Origin of the sequence: Lentzea tibetensis (assembly GCF_007845675.1) — a bacterium.
GTDB classification, from domain to species: Bacteria; Actinomycetota; Actinomycetes; order Mycobacteriales; family Pseudonocardiaceae; genus Lentzea; species Lentzea tibetensis.
Genome location: NZ_VOBR01000021.1, coordinates 40414 through 55372 on the forward strand (window position 1 = coordinate 40414; position 14959 = coordinate 55372).

A 14959-nucleotide genomic window follows, 5' to 3' on the forward strand; every position below is an offset into this window, starting at 1 on the left:
CGGGTAACGGACATTCCTCCGATCGGCCGTAGCAGTGGTCTAGACCTCAGGCCTACCGTGCTGTGGACCACAACGCCGCTGCCGCCGTTGCCGCGAGGAGAACCATGTCCAGATCCAGATGGGGCGTCGCCGCCTTCATGGTCGGCGCCCTGTCCGTGTCGCTCGCGCCCTTGGCGAGCGCCGACGCAGACAGCAACATCCAGGGCCACGGGCACAGCAGGGCCAAAGCGGTCGGTTACTTCACGCAGTGGGGTATCTACGACCGGAACTTCCTGGTCAAGAACATCGTCGACAACGGGACGGCCGCGCGGCTGACCCACCTGAACTACGCGTTCGGGTTCCTCGACGAGAAGGGCTCGTGCATCAGCGCGGACGCCTGGGCGGACTGGCAGAAGCCGTTCACCGCCGAGCAGAGCGTCAGCGGCAAGGCCGACGAGCCCGGCCAGGCGCTCAACGGCAACCTGAACCAGCTCAAGCAGCTCAAGGCCAAGTACCCCAAGCTGAGGATCAACATCTCGCTGGGCGGCTGGACGGGCTCCAAGTACTTCTCCAACGCCGCGCTGACCGCCGAGTCGCGCGCCGCGCACGTCAAGTCGTGCGTCGACATGTGGATCAAGGGCAACCTGCCCGGCCTGCCAGCCGGTGCGGCCAAGGGCGTCTTCGACGGCATCGACCTGGACTGGGAGTGGCCATCGAGCGAGGGTGCGCCCGGCAACGTGGTGCGTCCCGAGGACAAGCCGAACTTCACCAAGCTGCTCGTCGAGTACCGCAAGCAGATGGGCTGGAGCCGCGACCTGACCGCGTTCCTGCCGGCCGACCCGGTGCAGGTGGACCGCGGCTTCGAGGTGCGCAGGGTGTTCAGCCTGCTCACGTTCGGCACGCTGCAGGGCTACGACTACCACGGTGCGTGGGATCCGACGGCGAACCAGCAGTCGGCGCTGCGCGTGCCGAAGGGCGACCCGTCCGAGTTCGAGTTCAGCTCGCAGGTGACCGTCGACGCGTACCTGTCGCGTGGCGCTCCGCGCTCGAAGGCCGTGCTCGGCGTCCCGTTCTACGGCCGCGGCTGGACCGATCTCGCCAACGTGAACAAGGGCCTGTTCCAGAACGGCCCGGCGGCGCCCGCGACGTACGAGGCGGGCTACGAGGACTACCGGATCCTGAAGACCAAGCTGGACGCCGGTTTCAAGGTCTACCGCGACGAGCGCGCCGGCTTCGCGTGGCTGTTCGACGGCAAGACGTTCTGGACCTACGACGACCCGACTGAGATGAAGCGCAAGGCTCGTTACATCACGGATCGACGGCTCGGCGGCGCGATGATCTGGTCGCTGGACGGCGATACCCCGCAGGGCGAGCTGATCAAGGCGCTCAGCAGCGGACTGTCCTAACCGGACAGTTCAACGGGGTCCGGGGAGGTTTCGCGGCGGCCGCCTCCCCGGATTCCGCCACCCATCGGCGTGCGCCCGCATCGCGATCTCGTAGGACTGCGCGGCGTCGATCCCCGGTGGCAGGTTGCCGCCCAGCTCCAGGCTCACCAGCCCGTGCGCGAGTCCCCACGCGGACAACGCGATCTGCTCAGGATCGTCCGCGTGCAGCACGCCCTGCTCCACGCTGCGCCGCACGATCTCGATGACCGGCGCGAACGTGCGCATCGCGGCCCTGCTCATCTCGCGCGTCGGTTCCACGACCTTGCTGAACATGACCGCGTAGAACTGCGGGTCCGCCAGCGCGCTCTCCCGGTACGCGAGACCGATCCGCACCAGGTCCTCGGCCGGGTCGCCGGTGGGCGGCACGGCCGACAGCCGGGCGCCGAACCGGCTGAACGCCTCGTCGTACAGCGCTTCCAGCAGCGCGGGCTTGCCGCCGAACAGCGAGTACACCGCCGTGGTCGACGTGCTCACGTCCGCCGCGAGCCTGCGCAGACTGAGCGCGTTCGGCCCCTCGGTGCTCAGCAGTTCACCCGCCCGGTCCAGCAGGCGGTGACGCAGCGCGTCGTCGTGCGTCTTGGGACGGGGCATCTCGGAATCCTATCGGCGGCTGGTTTCCGTGGTATCAGGTTGGTACCGTCCGATGCATGGCGATGACCTTGCGGTTGACCGACGAGGAGAACCAGCGGCTCGCTGAACTCGCCGAAGCGGAGGGGCGTTCCAAGCAGGAGATCATCCGGCTCGCGCTGGCCGACCGATGGGCCCGCATGCAGCAGGAGGAGAAGCTCGGAGAAGTACTCGGTCGGGTACTCCCCAAGTACCGGGGGCTTCTCGATAGGCTCGGGCCAGCCTGATTCTCGTACGGGCCCGAAATTGTCGGACCCTTGTGATCAACTGGACTCCGTGATCAACTACCTGGATGCCGGTGACCTGCTCGTGCTGGCCACCGCGGTGACCGGCGGCGATCTCGTCGTGCGCGACCTCGGCTTACTCGACACGGCGGCGTACCGGCCTCGTGCCACGGTGCTCGGCGTCGAGGCGTACGACACCCTGTGGCTCAAGGCCTCCTCGGTGCTGGACTCGATCGTGCGCACCCGTCCCCTCGTCGAGGGGAACTGGCGCCTCGGCTGGGTGGCCGCCGTGACCATGTGCGACATCAACGGCTGGTGGATCGACGCCGAGGAGGACGACGCGCTGGACCTCGTCCGCGCGCTCGGCCGCGACAAGCTCGACGTTCCCCAGATGGCCGCCCACCTCGAAGCGTGGGGAATCCCGAAGGAATCGGGTTGACCTGGAGCGCGCTCCAGGTTCTAGCGTCTGGGGTGTGAGTTACTCGATCGCCCAGGCGGCGGAGCGCAGCGGGTTGTCCATCGACACCCTGCGCTACTACGAACGAATCGGGCTGGTCGACCCGCCTGCTCGGGACTCAGGTGGGCGACGCAGCTACTCCGACGACGACCTCGGCTGGCTCGCTTTCGTCACGCGACTGCGGATGACGGGCATGCCGATCCGGATGATGCGCGAGTACGCGCAGCTCAGGCACCGCGGCGACGTCGCGGCCGGCAGGCGCAAGCAGATCTTGGTGGACCAGCGCGCACAGGTGCGCGCCCGCATCGCCGAGCTGCAGTCGTGCCTGGAGATCCTCGACTACAAGATCGAGCACTACGCGCAGATCGAACACGACTTGGAGGCCTCGGCGTGAGCCGTTTCTTGGGGAAGCTGGAAGTCGGCCCGCAGGGTCTCGGCTGCATGGGGATGAGCGAGTTCTACGGCGCGGGCTCCGAGGAGGAGTCGGTCGCCGTGATCCACCGGGCGCTGGAGCTCGGCGTGACGCTGCTCGACACGGCCGACATGTACGGGCCTTTCACGAACGAGGAACTGGTCGGGCGCGCGATCGCGGGCCGCCGCGACCAGGTCGTGCTGGCCACGAAGTTCGGCATCGTGCGCGGCCCCGACGGCAACGCGGTCCGCGGCGACGCGGAGTACGTGCGCTCGGCCGTCGAGGGCTCGCTGAAGCGCCTCGGCGTCGACCACATCGACCTCTACTACCTGCACCGGGTCGACCCGCAGACGCCGATCGAGGAGACCGTCGGCGCGATGGCCGCGCTCGTCGAAGAGGGCAAGATCCGGCACATCGGACTGTCCGAGGCCGGTGCCGCGACCCTGCGCCGCGCCGCCGCCGTCGCACCGATCACGGCGCTGCAGAGCGAGTGGTCGCTGTGGTCGCGCGACATCGAGGCGGAGATCGTGCCGACGGCCCGTGAGCTGGGCATCGGCCTCGTGCCCTACTCGCCTTTGGGACGTGGCGTGCTGACCGGCCGCTACACCGCTGAGTCCTTCTCGGCCGGCGACTTCCGCGCGGTCGCACAGCCGCGGTTCGCTGCCGGCGCCATGGAGAAGAACCTCGAGATGGTGCGCGCTCTGGAGGCCGTCGCCGCCGGGCTCGGCGTCACCGCCGGTCAGCTGGCTTTGGCGTGGGTGCAGCACCGCGGCGCGGACGTCGTGCCGATTCCGGGGACCAAGCGGGTCAAGTACCTGGAGGAGAACGTCGCCGCGGCCGCGCTGACGTTGTCCGCCGCCGACCTGGAGGCGATCGAGGCGGCGGTTCCCGCTGCTGACGTCGTCGGCGACCGGTACGCCGACATGCGGGGCGTCGGCCGCTAGTAGCGGTAGTAGATCCGCTGGTTGAAGGCCGACGCGGCCTGGGAGGCGGTGACCATCGAGATGACCACCGCGATCAGCCACAGCGGGAAGGCGACGAGCATCCCGATGACCGTCCAGCCCAGGATGATCAGCGGGATGTTCACCAGCAGCAGCGCGATGCCCAGCCCCGTCTGGCCCGCGTAGACGTTGCCGACGCCGAGCCAGAGGAACGACAGGAACGCGGCGAGGCCCGGAGACTTCGGCGGGGCCATCGGGACCGGGTAGTACACCGGTTGCGGCATCGGCATGGGCTGCGGTGGCGGTTGGGCCCACTGGACGGTGCGGCAGACCGGGCACATCGGGTTCGGCGGCTGCAGGAAAGCGCCGCAGGAGCCGCACATCGGGATCGGGCCCAGTGGTCCAGTCATGCTCGGTTTTCGGCTGTGCCCGACGCGGTGTTACTCGGGGCTGTCAGGCCATGAGGCTGGCGGCGACCGTCGCGCCCAGTTCCCAAGCCTGCTCGAGATCCTGTTTGCCGGGCTGGCCCGTCAGCGGGAGGGGAGCGCTGACGGGCCGCCACTCCAGGCCCTTCGCGATGCTCTCCACGCTCTTGATCGCGCCCTCGGTGCCCAGGTTGCCGTGCACGTAGAACGCGTACGGCCGGCCCTTCGTGGCGTCCAGGCACGGGTAGTAGATCGTGTCGAAGAAGTGCTTCAGCGCGCCCGACATGTAGCCGATGTTGGCCGGGGTGCCGAGCAGGTAGCCGTCCGCTTCCAGTGCGTCGTAGGCCGTGGCGGAGAGTGCCGGTGTGCGGACCACGTCGACGTCCTCGATCTCCGGGGCGGTGGCACCGGCGACAACCGCCTCGAGGATCTCCTGCATCGCAGGTGACGGCGTGTGGTGAATGATCAACAAGCGCGGCATGGGAACCAGTGTGGTCCACGCGCGTCATTGTTGGTGTACACAGGAGGGGACATGAAGACCACAGCCATCTTGACGACCAGCAGCCGGAGCCGACGCATCACCTGGGGATTCGGGTTGTCGATCGCCATCGGGCTGATCGGCGTGCCTCTCGTGCTGCTCGCGATCTGGCCCGGTGCGGACCACAGCCCCTACGCGGCGAACACCGTGGTGCTCGCGCTCGGCGTGCTCCTGTCCAGCATCAGCTACCTCTTCGGACGCATCGCGCTCGCCGCGGTCACCGAAGGCAGGCGCAACGCGATCGCGCCGCCGACGAGGCGCCCGTACTACGTGGCAGCAGGGGCGCTCGTCGTCGGCGTGCTGTCGCTGCTGATCGCCATGGCGTGACCAGGGTGATCGCCTGACCAGGCCGATCGCTACGGCGTGACCAGCTCCGTGACCCGCGTGCGCAGGTCGGCCAGTCGTTGACGAGCTCGGTCTCGGGACACGTCAAGTGACTCCGAGACCGGCTCGACGACCTCCAGGTACGCCTTGAGCTTCGGCTCGGTGCCCGACGGGCGCACGATCACGCGCACGCCCGGCGCGGTCAGCCGCAGCACGTCGGCATCGGGCAGCAGGTCCTCGCACGAGAAGTCCGACGGCGGCGACGAACGCAGCCGGGCCATCACGGACCCGATCAGGCTGAGGTCGGTGAACCGCAACGACACCTGGTCGGTCAGGTGCAGGCCGTGCTCCACGGCGAGCGAGTCGAGCGCGTCCAGCAACGTGCGCCCGGACGCCTTCAGGCCGGCCGCCAGGTCGCACGCCACGACGGCCGCAGAGATGCCGTCCTTGTCACTCACGTACTCGGGGTCGACGCAGTTGCCCAGCGCCTCCTCGTACGCGAACACGAGGCCTTCGCCCGCGCGCACCAGCCACTTGAACCCGGTCAGCGTCTCCGCGTACCGGGCGCCGCGTGCGGCGGCGATCGACTTCAACAAGGACGACGACACGATCGTCGTGGCCACCAGCGGATCCGGCTTGTCCACAGTGGACAAGACGAGAGAACCGAGCAGCACGCCGGTCTCGTCGCCGCGCAGCATCCGCCACGACGCACCGTCGCGCACGCCCAAAGCACAGCGGTCCGCGTCGGGATCCAGCGCGATCGCCAGGTCCGCACCCACCGACGACGCCAGCGAGAGCAGCTGGTCGGCCGCACCGGGTTCCTCGGGGTTCGGGAAGTCGACCGTCGGGAAGTCCGGGTCGGGAACGGCCTGCGACCGCACCACGTGCACGTCGGTGAAACCGGCGCGCCGCAACGCGTCCACGGCCATCTGGCCACCGACGCCGTGCATGGGCGTCAACGCGACCTTCAGCTCGCGGGACACCCCGCGCGGCAGCGAGGCCACCCGCTCCAGGTAGGACTCGATCTCGACATCGGGCACGACCGAATACGACGACGACAGCGGCACCGACACCGCGGCCGGGACGAGCGCGATCGCGCGTTCGATCTCGCGGTCCTCCGGCGGCACGATCTGCGAACCGCCGGTCAGGTACAGCTTGTAGCCGTTGTCCGCAGGCGGGTTGTGCGACGCGGTGATCTGCACCCCGGCGACCGCCTTGTGCTTGCGCACCAGGAAGGCCAGCACGGGCGTCGGCAGCGGGCCGGGCAGCACCCGCACGTCGTAACCGGCTCCGGCGAGCACGGATGCCGCGGCGGAAGCGAAGTCCTCTGAGCCGTGGCGCGCGTCGCGGCCGACGAACACCGTGCCGGAGCCGGGGAGCCACGACGCGAGGCCCGCGGTCGTGCGGATCACGACGGCGCGGTTCATGCCGTTGGACCCGGCGCGCACCGGGCCGCGCAGCCCGGCGGTGCCGAACGTCAGCGGCCCGGCCATCCGGTCTTCCAGGTCCTCCAGCGCCGACGCGTCACCACCCATCGCCCGCGCCAGCACGCCCTGGAGCTCGGCGCGCGTGGCCTGGTCCGGGTCGTCCGCGATCCAGCGGAACGTCGCGTCCCGCAGGGCCGGGGTCAGGCTCATGCCCTGGTCACCAGCTCACGCAGCAGCGCGCCCATGCGCGACGCGGCGGCGGCACCGGCCTCCAGCACCTCCTGGTGGTTCAGCGGCTCGCCGGTGATGCCCGCGGCCAGGTTCGTCACCAGCGACAGGCCGAACACCTCGACGCCCTCGGCGCGCGCGGCGATCGCCTCGTGCACCGTGGACATGCCGACCAGGTCGGCACCCAGACCGCGCAGCATGCGGATCTCGGCCGGGGTCTCGAAGTGCGGGCCCGGCAGCCCGGCGTACACGCCCTCCTCCAGCGAGGAGTCGATCTCGCGGGCGATCGCGCGCAGCCGCGGCGAGTACAGGTCGGTCAGGTCGACGAAGCGCGCACCGACGAGCGGCGACGCGGCCGTCAGGTTCAGGTGGTCGCTGATCAGCACGGGCTGGCCGACGGACATGCCCTGGCGCAGGCCACCGGCGGCGTTCGTCAGCACGACCGTCCGGACGCCGGCCGCGGCCGCCGTGCGGACGTTGTGCACGACCTTCGCGATGCCCTTGCCCTCGTAGCCGTGCGTGCGGCCCAGCACGACGAGCACGTTCTTGTCGCCGATCGGGACGGACCGGATGGTGCCGCCGTGGCCGACGGCCGTCGGCGCCTCGAAGCCGGTGAGCTCGCCGACCGGGATCTCCGTGGCGGCGTCACCGATCAGGTCGGCGGCGGGTCGCCAGCCGGAGCCGAGCACGACCGCGACGTCGTGCTTGGCCACCCCGGTGCGGTTCTGGATCTCTTCCGCGGCCTTGGCGGCCAGCTGTTCGGGAGTCTCAGTCACCGCGTGAGCCTAAACCGGAGGTCGTCAGAGCACCGCCTCACTCAGGGGCGAAGGTCGAGGCGATCGCGTCGAACAGCTTCGTGCGGCCGACGTCCTCCTGCTCGGTGGGCACGCTGACCTCCACCACCCACAGGTCCGACCGGAACGGCAGCACCCGCGAGAACCGCGTCCGCTGCACGGCGGAGGGCCCGTCGCCCTCGACCGTGCGGTAGGTCAGCCGCAGCGGGTCCTCCTGCGCCTGGCCCGCGAGCGGCGGCGTCTCGCCGCGGTCCTCGCCGAAGTACCGCTGCGGCCAGCGCGACTTCACCAGCCTCAGGTAGGACGCGATGTCCAGCCCCTGCGCGTAGAACCCGGAGAACCGGTGCACGGCCACGTCGTACGCGCCGTTCGGTGACACGAAGTGCACGACGATCGACGTGGGGAAGTTCGGCTCGGTCCGCTTCTCGACGTACGTCGACCAGTCCGGCTCGATGCTGATCTTGAACTGGCCGCCCTGGTCGCCCTCCAGCGTCCGCGCCGTCATCGGGCGCGGCTCCAGCCGCATCGTGGCCTCCAGCGACGGCAGCACGTGCGTCGTCTGCCCGGTCTGCGGCGGCAGCAGCCCGACGCCCGCGATCAACCTGGTCAGCACGAACCCGCCGCCGGTCGACACGCCGAACACCACGAACGCCAGCGCGATGACCAGCACCGACGCCACCCGTCCTCGCGGTGCCGGCAGCGGCGAGGTGCCCACCGCGAACGGCAGCGGGCCGGGGTCGTCGGCGAGCGGCGTCTCCGGGGCGATCCTGGGCTTGGGCCGGGGGAGCACCGGCAACGGCGCCGCGGGCGGTTCGAGCCCGAACACCGACGTCCCCGGCGGCGGCAGCAGCGCGTGCACGGACCGGCGCACGTCCACGAGCGGCATCCGCTCCGCCGGGTCCTTCCGCATCAACCCGGTGATCACCGGCGCCAGCTCGCCCGCACCCTGCGGCTCCGGCACCGGGTCGTGCACGACCTGGTTGATCGTCCGCATGACGTTCGTGCCCTCGTACGGCGGCTGGCCCGCCATCGCCGCCCACAGCGTCGAGCCGAGCGACCACCGGTCCGCCGCGGCCGTCACGTCACCGCCGGACGCCACCTCGGGCGCGATGTACGCGGGCGTGCCGAGGGTGATCCCGCGGCTGGTCATCGTGGCTTCGGCGACGTTGCGGGCGATGCCGAAGTCCGTCAGCTTCACCCGGCCGTCGTCGGCGATCAGCACGTTGCCCGGCTTCACGTCGCGGTGCGTGATCCCGGCCCGGTGCGCGGCCTCCAGCGCCGCCGCGACCGCGTCCGCGACCATCGCCGCCTGCTGCTCGGTCAGCCTGCCGTGCTGCTTGAGGAACTCGCCGAGGCTGCGCGACGGGACGAGCTCCATCACCACGTAGGGCTCGTCCTCGTGCTGCACGACGTCGTACAGGGTCACCAGGTTCGGATGCGACAGCGCCGCGATCGCCCGCGCCTCGCGCATGGTGCGCTCGCGCAGCTCGTCGGCCTCCAGGTCCGGCATGCCGGGAGGGCGCAGCATCCCCTTCACGGCGACCTGCCTGCGCAGCACCTCGTCGTGCGCGGCCCAGACGGTTCCCATCGAGCCCTGGCCGAGCATGCGCTGCAGGCGGTAGCGGTCCGCGATGAGCCGCTCCTCGGTGTCCATCCCCCTATTCTTCCTGGGACACCCCCTGCATCGCGCACGGCGGTGAACCTCACATAGCCGAAACAGAACCGGTCGGTAACACTGCGACGCATGATGGAGTTGGCATTGGCCGCCGATTTCCCCTCAGCGACGAGGGAACAGTGGCGCGACTTGGTCGACGCCGTCCTCCGCAAGTCGGGCGCGAGCTACGACTCCCTGGTCACGCGCACGTACGACGGCATCGACATCCAGCCGCTCTACACCGAGGCGTCCAGCGCGTTCCCCGGCCTCGCCCCCGCGAAGCAGGGCTGGGACGTGCGGCAGCGGCACGCCGTGCCGGACAAGCTCGCCGTGATGAACGACCTCGAGGGCGGTGTGACGAGCCTCTGGCTCGCGCTGCCCGCGGAGACGCTGCAGGACGTGCTGGCCGACGTCTACCTGGACCTCGCGCCGGTCGTCGTCGACGGCGGCGCCGAGTTCACCGAGACCGGCCGCGCCATGCTGCGCATCTACGACGAGGCGCCGCTGCTGCCCGAGCAGGTGCACGGCAACCTGGGCGCCGACCCGCTCGGCGTGCACGCGCGCACCGGCGCCGCACCCGACCTGAAAGCCGCGGTCGACCTCACGACTCGAGCGCGCAAGCTCTTCCCGCACCTGCGCACGATCGTCGTCGACGCCCAGCCGTACCACGACGCGGGCGGCTCGGACGCCGAGGAGCTGGGTGCGTCGATCGCCGCGGGCGTCGCCTACCTGCGCGCGCTCACCGAGGCCGGGCTGAGCGCGGACGAGGCGTTCGGGCAGCTGGAGTTCCGCTACGCCGCGACCGCCGACCAGTTCCTCACGATCGCCAAGCTCCGCGCGGCCCGCAGGCTGTGGGCCCGCGTCGCCGAGGTCTCCGGGGTCACCGCCAGGCAGGTCCAGCACGCGGTCACGTCCAGCGCGATGATGACCCGCCGCGACCCGTGGGTGAACATGCTGCGCACCACGGTCGCCTGCTTCGCCGCCGGTCTCGGCGGCGCGGACTCGGTCACCGTGCAGCCGTTCGACGCCGCGATCGGCCTGCCGGACGAGTTCGCCCGCCGCATCGCCCGCAACACGCAGAACCTGCTGCTGGAGGAGTCGCACCTCGGCGAGGTGATCGACCCCGCGGCCGGGTCCTGGTACGTCGAGCAGCTGACCGACGAGCTCGCGAAGACCGCCTGGGCCTGGTTCCAGGAGATCGAGCGCGCGGGCGGCCTGCCCGCCGCGCACGCACTGGTCGCGGACCGCATCGCGCGGACGTGGGACCAGCGTTCGAAGCGCATCGCGGACCGCGGCGACGCGATCACCGGCGTCAGCGAGTTCCCGAACATGACCGAGAAGGCCATCACCCGCGCCCCGGCGCCCGACGAGCCGTCGGGCGGGCTTCCCCGCATCCGGTACGCGCAGGCGTTCGAGCACCTCCGCGATCTGGCCGACGTGCAGGACGAACGCCCGCAGGTGTTCCTCGCGACGCTCGGCCCGGTGTCCGCGCACACCGCGCGCGCGACGTTCGCCGCGAACCTCTTCCAGGCCGGTGGCATCGCGACGCCCGCCGCCGGCGCCACCTCGACGCCCGAGCAGGTCGCCGAGGAGTTCCGGAAGTCCGGCGCGCGGATCGCCGTGCTGTGCGGCAGCGAGACCAGCTACGCCGAGCAGGCCGTGCCCGCCGTCGAGGCGCTGCGCGCCGCCGGTGCCGAGCGGATCCTGCTGGCGGGCAAGAAGACCGACGCGGAGGTGGACGGGTTCGTGTACGCGGGCTGCCCGGCTCTGGACATCCTCAACGACACGTACTCCTTCTTGGGGGTGACGAAGTGATCCCCACCAACTTCGCCGACATCGACCTCGGTGCGTTGCGGCCCAACGACGTCACGGCCGACCTGCCGGTCTGGCACACGCCGGAGGGCATCGACGTCAAGCCGTTCTACACGGCGGACGACCTGGCCGGCCTCGACTTCCTGGCCACGTATCCGGGCGTCGCGCCGTTCCTGCGCGGCCCGTACCCGACGATGTACGTCAACCAGCCGTGGACGATCCGCCAGTACGCGGGCTTCTCCACCGCCGAGGAGTCGAACGCCTTCTACCGCCGCAACCTCGCGGCCGGGCAGAAGGGCCTGAGCGTGGCGTTCGACCTGGCCACGCACCGCGGCTACGACTCGGACCACCCGCGCGTCGCAGGCGACGTCGGCATGGCGGGCGTCGCGATCGACTCGATCTACGACATGCGCACGCTGTTCGACGGCATCCCGCTGGACAAGATGTCCGTGTCGATGACGATGAACGGCGCCGTGCTGCCGGTGCTCGCGCTCTACGTCGTGGCCGCCGAGGAACAGGGTGTGTCGCCGGACGAGCTCGCCGGGACCATCCAGAACGACATCCTCAAGGAGTTCATGGTCCGCAACACCTACATCTACCCGCCGCAGGCGTCGATGCGGATCATCTCGGACATCTTCGCGTACACCTCGCAGAAGATGCCGAAGTACAACTCCATCTCCATCTCCGGCTACCACATGCAGGAGGCCGGAGCCACGGCCGACCTGGAGCTCGCCTACACGCTCGCGGACGGCGTCGAGTACATCCGCGCCGGCCGCGAGGCCGGTCTGGACGTGGACGCGTTCGCGCCGCGGCTGTCGTTCTTCTGGGCGATCGGCATGAACTTCTTCATGGAAGTCGCCAAGATGCGCGCCGCCAGGCTGCTGTGGGCGAAGCTGGTGAAGGGCTTCGACCCGAAGTCGCCGAAGTCGTTGTCGCTGCGCACGCACTGCCAGACGTCGGGCTGGTCGCTGACCGCCCAGGACGTGTTCAACAACGTCTCGCGCACGTGCGTCGAGGCGATGGCCGCGACCCAGGGCCACACGCAGTCGTTGCACACCAACGCACTCGACGAGGCGCTGGCGCTGCCGACGGACTTCTCCGCGCGCATCGCCCGCAACACGCAGCTGATGCTCCAGCAGGAGTCCGGCACCACCCGCGTGATCGACCCGTGGGGCGGCAGCGCGTACGTCGAGCGGCTGACCCACGACCTCGCGCAGAAGGCGTGGGGCCACATCACCGAGGTCGAGGCCGCCGGTGGCATGGCCCGCGCGATCGACGAGGGCATCCCGAAGCTGCGCATCGAGGAGGCCGCCGCGCGCACCCAGGCGCGCATCGACTCCGGCCGCCAGCCGGTGATCGGCGTGAACAAGTACCAGGTCGACAACGACGAGCAGATCGACGTGCTCAAGGTCGACAACGCCGGTGTCCGCGTCCAGCAGCTGGACAAGCTGCGCAGGCTCCGCGAGGAACGTGATCAGTCCGCTGTGGACTCCGCGCTGAACGCGCTGACGAACGCCGCGACGCAGGGCGGGAACCTCTTCGAGCTGGCCATCAGCGCGGCGCGTGCGAAGGCCACGGTCGGCGAGATCTCCGAGTCGCTCGGCAAGATCTGGGGGCGCCACTCGGCGCAGATCCGTACCATCTCCGGTGTCTACCGGCAGGAGGTCGGAGCCGTGTCCAATGTGGACGCCTGTCGCCAGGTCGTCGAGGAGTTCGCCGAGGCGGAGGGTCGTCGTCCGCGCATCCTGGTCGCCAAGATGGGGCAGGACGGCCACGACCGCGGCCAGAAGGTCATCGCGACCGCGTTCGCGGACCTCGGTTTCGACGTCGACGTCGGCCCGCTGTTCCAGACCCCGGACGAGGTCGCGCGCCAGGCGGTCGAGGCGGACGTCCACATCGTGGGCGTCTCGTCGCTGGCCGCGGGGCACCTGACGCTCGTGCCCGCGCTCCGCGAGGAGCTGGCGAAGCTCGGCCGCGAGGACATCATGATCGTGGTCGGCGGCGTCATCCCGCCGCAGGACTTCGACGAGCTCTACGCGGCGGGCGCGGCGGCCATCTTCCCGCCCGGCACCGTCATCGCGGACGCCGCCGCGGATCTGCTCCGCAAGCTCGCCGAAAACCTTGGACACGGCCCGACTTCGTCATGACACAGAGGACGATCGACGTCGGCGAGTACGCGAAGGGCGTGCTCGCAGGCAACCGGGGCGTGCTGGCGCGGGCGATCACGCTCGTCGAGTCGACCAGGGCCGACCACCGGGCGAAGGCGCAGGAGCTGCTGGTCGAGCTGCTGCCGAAGTCCGGCAACGCGATCAGGGTCGGCATCACCGGCGTGCCCGGTGTCGGCAAGTCGACTTTCATCGACGCGCTGGGCACCATGCTCACCGCCGCCGGTCATCGGGTCGCGGTGCTGGCGGTCGACCCGTCGTCGACCCGCTCGGGCGGCAGCATCCTCGGCGACAAGACCCGCATGGCGCGCCTCGCGGTCGACGAGAACGCCTACATCCGGCCGTCGCCGACGTCCGGCACGCTCGGCGGTGTCGCGCAGGCGACGCGCGAGACGATCGTGCTGGTCGAGGCCGCCGGGTACGACGTGGTGCTGGTCGAGACGGTCGGCGTGGGACAGTCCGAGGTGGCGGTCGCGAACATGACCGACTGCTCGTTGTTCCTGACCCTCGCCAGGACCGGTGACCAGCTCCAGGGCATCAAGAAGGGCGTGCTGGAGCTCGCGGACGTCATCGCGGTGAACAAGGCGGACGGTCCGTTCGAGCAGGACGCGCGCAAGGCCGCGCGGGAGCTCGCGGGCGCGCTGCGCATGCTGCGTCACCCGGAGGACCTGTGGCATCCCCCGGTTCTCACGTGCAGCGGCCTGTCCGGCGCCGGACTGGAAGCACTGTGGCAGAAGGTCCTGGAGCACCGCTCGACGCTGGCTGGTGCCGGCGAGCTGGAGGAGAAGCGCAGGCGTCAGCAGGTCGAGTGGACCTGGCAGATGGTGCGCGACCAGCTGTGGAACTCGGTGCGGACCAATCCCGGTGTGCGGGAGATGGTGCCCGAGTTGGAGCGTCAGGTCCGCGCGGGCGAACTCACTGCGACGCTTGCCGCGGAACGGATCCTGGCCGCATTCATTGCAAACTGACTGTCACCGCATAGCTGGTTTGGGTGACCTTCTATCGTGGTAATCGAGGTAGAGTTCTGGCCATGTCGAGGTTGTTGATGGCCTGCGTGCTCGTGTTGCTGGGTGTCTTCGCGGTCGGTGGAACAGCGACCGCCACCCCCGCCGGGCCAGGTACTGCCTCGGACTACTCGGAGGTCCACGCGGCGGCGCAGCCGACGCCGACGAACGGTCCGGACCTCAACCCTCCGCAAGAGGTTTCGCCTGAACAGAAGGCTGAGACCAAGAAGAAGTTGTGGGTCGGCGCGATCGCCGTCGCCATGTTCGCGTTGGTCTACTACCGCAACAAGAAGCGCTGGGCGCGCTGGCGGAAGAGGCGCGCGGCCGCGAAGGCCGCCCAGGGGTGAGGACGCGTATCTCACATCGTGAGAACGCATAGTCGAAATTTAGCACCCCGCCAGACCATTTGCGTCATGGTTGATCGGTACCACCGAACATTGCTTCGCCGCTTGGCGCTTGGCCGTGACCGGCCGTCCGGTTGATCACGTGGACCGCGCCTCGCC

16 protein-coding genes are annotated in these 14959 nt (G+C 70.0%); 10 read left to right on the forward strand and 6 right to left on the reverse strand.

Translation table 11 applies throughout. The features are described 5' to 3' along the window. The first annotated feature begins 104 nt into the window (after nucleotides 1–104). Nucleotides 105–1385, forward strand: coding sequence for a glycoside hydrolase family 18 protein (locus FKR81_RS28655; RefSeq protein ID WP_146356423.1), 1281 nt, complete (start codon nucleotides 105–107; stop codon nucleotides 1383–1385). Between the two features lie 9 nt (nucleotides 1386–1394). Here the strand turns inward: FKR81_RS28655 and FKR81_RS28660 are convergent, their stop codons facing one another. Next, nucleotides 1395–2015 (reverse strand): TetR/AcrR family transcriptional regulator, encoded by a 621-nt coding sequence (locus FKR81_RS28660; RefSeq protein ID WP_146356425.1) that lies wholly within the window; start codon nucleotides 2013–2015, stop codon nucleotides 1395–1397. Nucleotides 2016–2071: 56 nt separating this feature from the next. Here FKR81_RS28660 and FKR81_RS28665 point away from each other — a divergent pair, with 56 nt between their 5' ends. Genes FKR81_RS28665 through FKR81_RS28680 form a run of 4 tightly spaced genes read left to right on the forward strand, consistent with a single transcriptional unit; the run spans nucleotide 2072 to nucleotide 4088 of the window. Continuing rightward, on the forward strand, nucleotides 2072–2278 hold the full coding sequence (locus tag FKR81_RS28665) for a type II toxin-antitoxin system VapB family antitoxin (protein WP_146356427.1): 207 nt from the start codon (nucleotides 2072–2074) through the stop codon (nucleotides 2276–2278). Nucleotides 2279–2327: 49 nt separating this feature from the next. Beyond that, nucleotides 2328–2714, forward strand: coding sequence for a type II toxin-antitoxin system death-on-curing family toxin (locus FKR81_RS28670; RefSeq protein ID WP_146356428.1), 387 nt, complete (start codon nucleotides 2328–2330; stop codon nucleotides 2712–2714). A gap of 34 nt (nucleotides 2715–2748) precedes the next feature. After that, nucleotides 2749–3126 (forward strand): MerR family transcriptional regulator, encoded by a 378-nt coding sequence (locus FKR81_RS28675; RefSeq protein ID WP_146356430.1) that lies wholly within the window; start codon nucleotides 2749–2751, stop codon nucleotides 3124–3126. Between the two features lie 47 nt (nucleotides 3127–3173). Further along, the gene (locus FKR81_RS28680; RefSeq protein ID WP_146356628.1) at nucleotides 3174–4088 is read left to right on the forward strand and encodes an aldo/keto reductase; all 915 of its coding nucleotides are present in this window, start codon (nucleotides 3174–3176) and stop codon (nucleotides 4086–4088) included. Here the strand turns inward: FKR81_RS28680 and FKR81_RS28685 are convergent. Beyond that, the gene (locus FKR81_RS28685; RefSeq protein ID WP_146356432.1) at nucleotides 4085–4495 is read right to left on the reverse strand and encodes a TM2 domain-containing protein; all 411 of its coding nucleotides are present in this window, start codon (nucleotides 4493–4495) and stop codon (nucleotides 4085–4087) included. The two genes, FKR81_RS28680 and FKR81_RS28685, sit on opposite strands and share 4 nt — an antisense overlap. A gap of 43 nt (nucleotides 4496–4538) precedes the next feature. Next, on the reverse strand, nucleotides 4539–4991 hold the full coding sequence (locus tag FKR81_RS28690; protein ID WP_146356434.1) for a flavodoxin family protein: 453 nt from the start codon (nucleotides 4989–4991) through the stop codon (nucleotides 4539–4541). 51 nt (nucleotides 4992–5042) lie between these two features. Between FKR81_RS28690 and FKR81_RS28695 the strand changes: the two genes are divergently transcribed. Further along, the gene (locus FKR81_RS28695; protein WP_146356436.1) at nucleotides 5043–5375 is read left to right on the forward strand and encodes a hypothetical protein; all 333 of its coding nucleotides are present in this window, start codon (nucleotides 5043–5045) and stop codon (nucleotides 5373–5375) included. 29 nt (nucleotides 5376–5404) lie between these two features. On the opposite strand, the gene FKR81_RS28700 is transcribed toward FKR81_RS28695, so the two are convergent. From FKR81_RS28700 to FKR81_RS28710, 3 genes are read right to left on the reverse strand one after another with little or no spacing between them, the layout of a single operon-like run. Next, complete coding sequence (locus FKR81_RS28700; protein WP_146356437.1) at nucleotides 5405–7009, reverse strand: phospho-sugar mutase; 1605 nt, start codon at nucleotides 7007–7009, stop codon at nucleotides 5405–5407. Then, a complete protein-coding gene (locus tag FKR81_RS28705) occupies nucleotides 7006–7803 on the reverse strand; it encodes a purine-nucleoside phosphorylase (protein WP_186763222.1) in 798 nt (265 codons plus the stop codon). Before FKR81_RS28705 ends, FKR81_RS28700 begins: the two co-directional genes overlap by 4 nt. 37 nt (nucleotides 7804–7840) lie before the next feature. Next, complete coding sequence (locus tag FKR81_RS28710) at nucleotides 7841–9475, reverse strand: serine/threonine-protein kinase (RefSeq protein ID WP_146356439.1); 1635 nt, start codon at nucleotides 9473–9475, stop codon at nucleotides 7841–7843. Nucleotides 9476–9565: 90 nt separating this feature from the next. On the opposite strand from FKR81_RS28710, the gene FKR81_RS28715 reads away from it, so the two are divergent. From FKR81_RS28715 to FKR81_RS28730, 4 genes are all read left to right on the forward strand, one after another. Next, nucleotides 9566–11290, forward strand: a complete 1725-nt coding sequence (locus FKR81_RS28715) for a methylmalonyl-CoA mutase family protein (protein WP_146356441.1) — start codon at nucleotides 9566–9568, stop codon at nucleotides 11288–11290. Then, entirely contained in the window at nucleotides 11290–13434 is a 2145-nt protein-coding gene (gene scpA / locus FKR81_RS28720) for a methylmalonyl-CoA mutase (RefSeq protein WP_456319421.1), read from the forward strand. The genes FKR81_RS28715 and scpA overlap by 1 nt, the downstream gene beginning before the upstream one ends. Continuing rightward, on the forward strand, nucleotides 13431–14420 hold the full coding sequence (meaB, locus tag FKR81_RS28725) for a methylmalonyl Co-A mutase-associated GTPase MeaB (protein WP_146356445.1): 990 nt from the start codon (nucleotides 13431–13433) through the stop codon (nucleotides 14418–14420). The genes scpA and meaB overlap by 4 nt, the downstream gene beginning before the upstream one ends. A 62-nt stretch (nucleotides 14421–14482) precedes the next feature. Next, nucleotides 14483–14803 carry a hypothetical protein gene (locus FKR81_RS28730; protein WP_146356446.1) on the forward strand — a complete coding sequence of 107 codons (321 nt, stop codon included), beginning with the start codon at nucleotides 14483–14485 and terminating at the stop codon, nucleotides 14801–14803. Nucleotides 14804–14959: the final 156 nt, after the last annotated feature.

What these genes read in the sequence shown, in the direction of transcription:
- FKR81_RS28695 (WP_146356436.1), top strand. Translation starts at nt 5,043, where the DNA reads ATGAAGACCACAGCCATCTTGACGACCAGCAGCCGGAGCCGACGCATC.
- FKR81_RS28690 (WP_146356434.1), bottom strand. Translation starts at nt 4,991, where the DNA reads ATGCCGCGCTTGTTGATCATTCACCACACGCCGTCACCTGCGATGCAG.
- meaB (WP_146356445.1), top strand. Translation starts at nt 13,431, where the DNA reads ATGACACAGAGGACGATCGACGTCGGCGAGTACGCGAAGGGCGTGCTC.
- FKR81_RS28665 (WP_146356427.1), top strand. Translation starts at nt 2,072, where the DNA reads ATGGCGATGACCTTGCGGTTGACCGACGAGGAGAACCAGCGGCTCGCT.
- FKR81_RS28715 (WP_146356441.1), top strand. Translation starts at nt 9,566, where the DNA reads ATGATGGAGTTGGCATTGGCCGCCGATTTCCCCTCAGCGACGAGGGAA.
- FKR81_RS28660 (WP_146356425.1), bottom strand. Translation starts at nt 2,015, where the DNA reads ATGCCCCGTCCCAAGACGCACGACGACGCGCTGCGTCACCGCCTGCTG.
- FKR81_RS28700 (WP_146356437.1), bottom strand. Translation starts at nt 7,009, where the DNA reads ATGAGCCTGACCCCGGCCCTGCGGGACGCGACGTTCCGCTGGATCGCG.
- FKR81_RS28685 (WP_146356432.1), bottom strand. Translation starts at nt 4,495, where the DNA reads ATGACTGGACCACTGGGCCCGATCCCGATGTGCGGCTCCTGCGGCGCT.
- FKR81_RS28680 (WP_146356628.1), top strand. Translation starts at nt 3,174, where the DNA reads ATGGGGATGAGCGAGTTCTACGGCGCGGGCTCCGAGGAGGAGTCGGTC.
- FKR81_RS28655 (WP_146356423.1), top strand. Translation starts at nt 105, where the DNA reads ATGTCCAGATCCAGATGGGGCGTCGCCGCCTTCATGGTCGGCGCCCTG.
- FKR81_RS28730 (WP_146356446.1), top strand. Translation starts at nt 14,483, where the DNA reads ATGTCGAGGTTGTTGATGGCCTGCGTGCTCGTGTTGCTGGGTGTCTTC.
- FKR81_RS28710 (WP_146356439.1), bottom strand. Translation starts at nt 9,475, where the DNA reads ATGGACACCGAGGAGCGGCTCATCGCGGACCGCTACCGCCTGCAGCGC.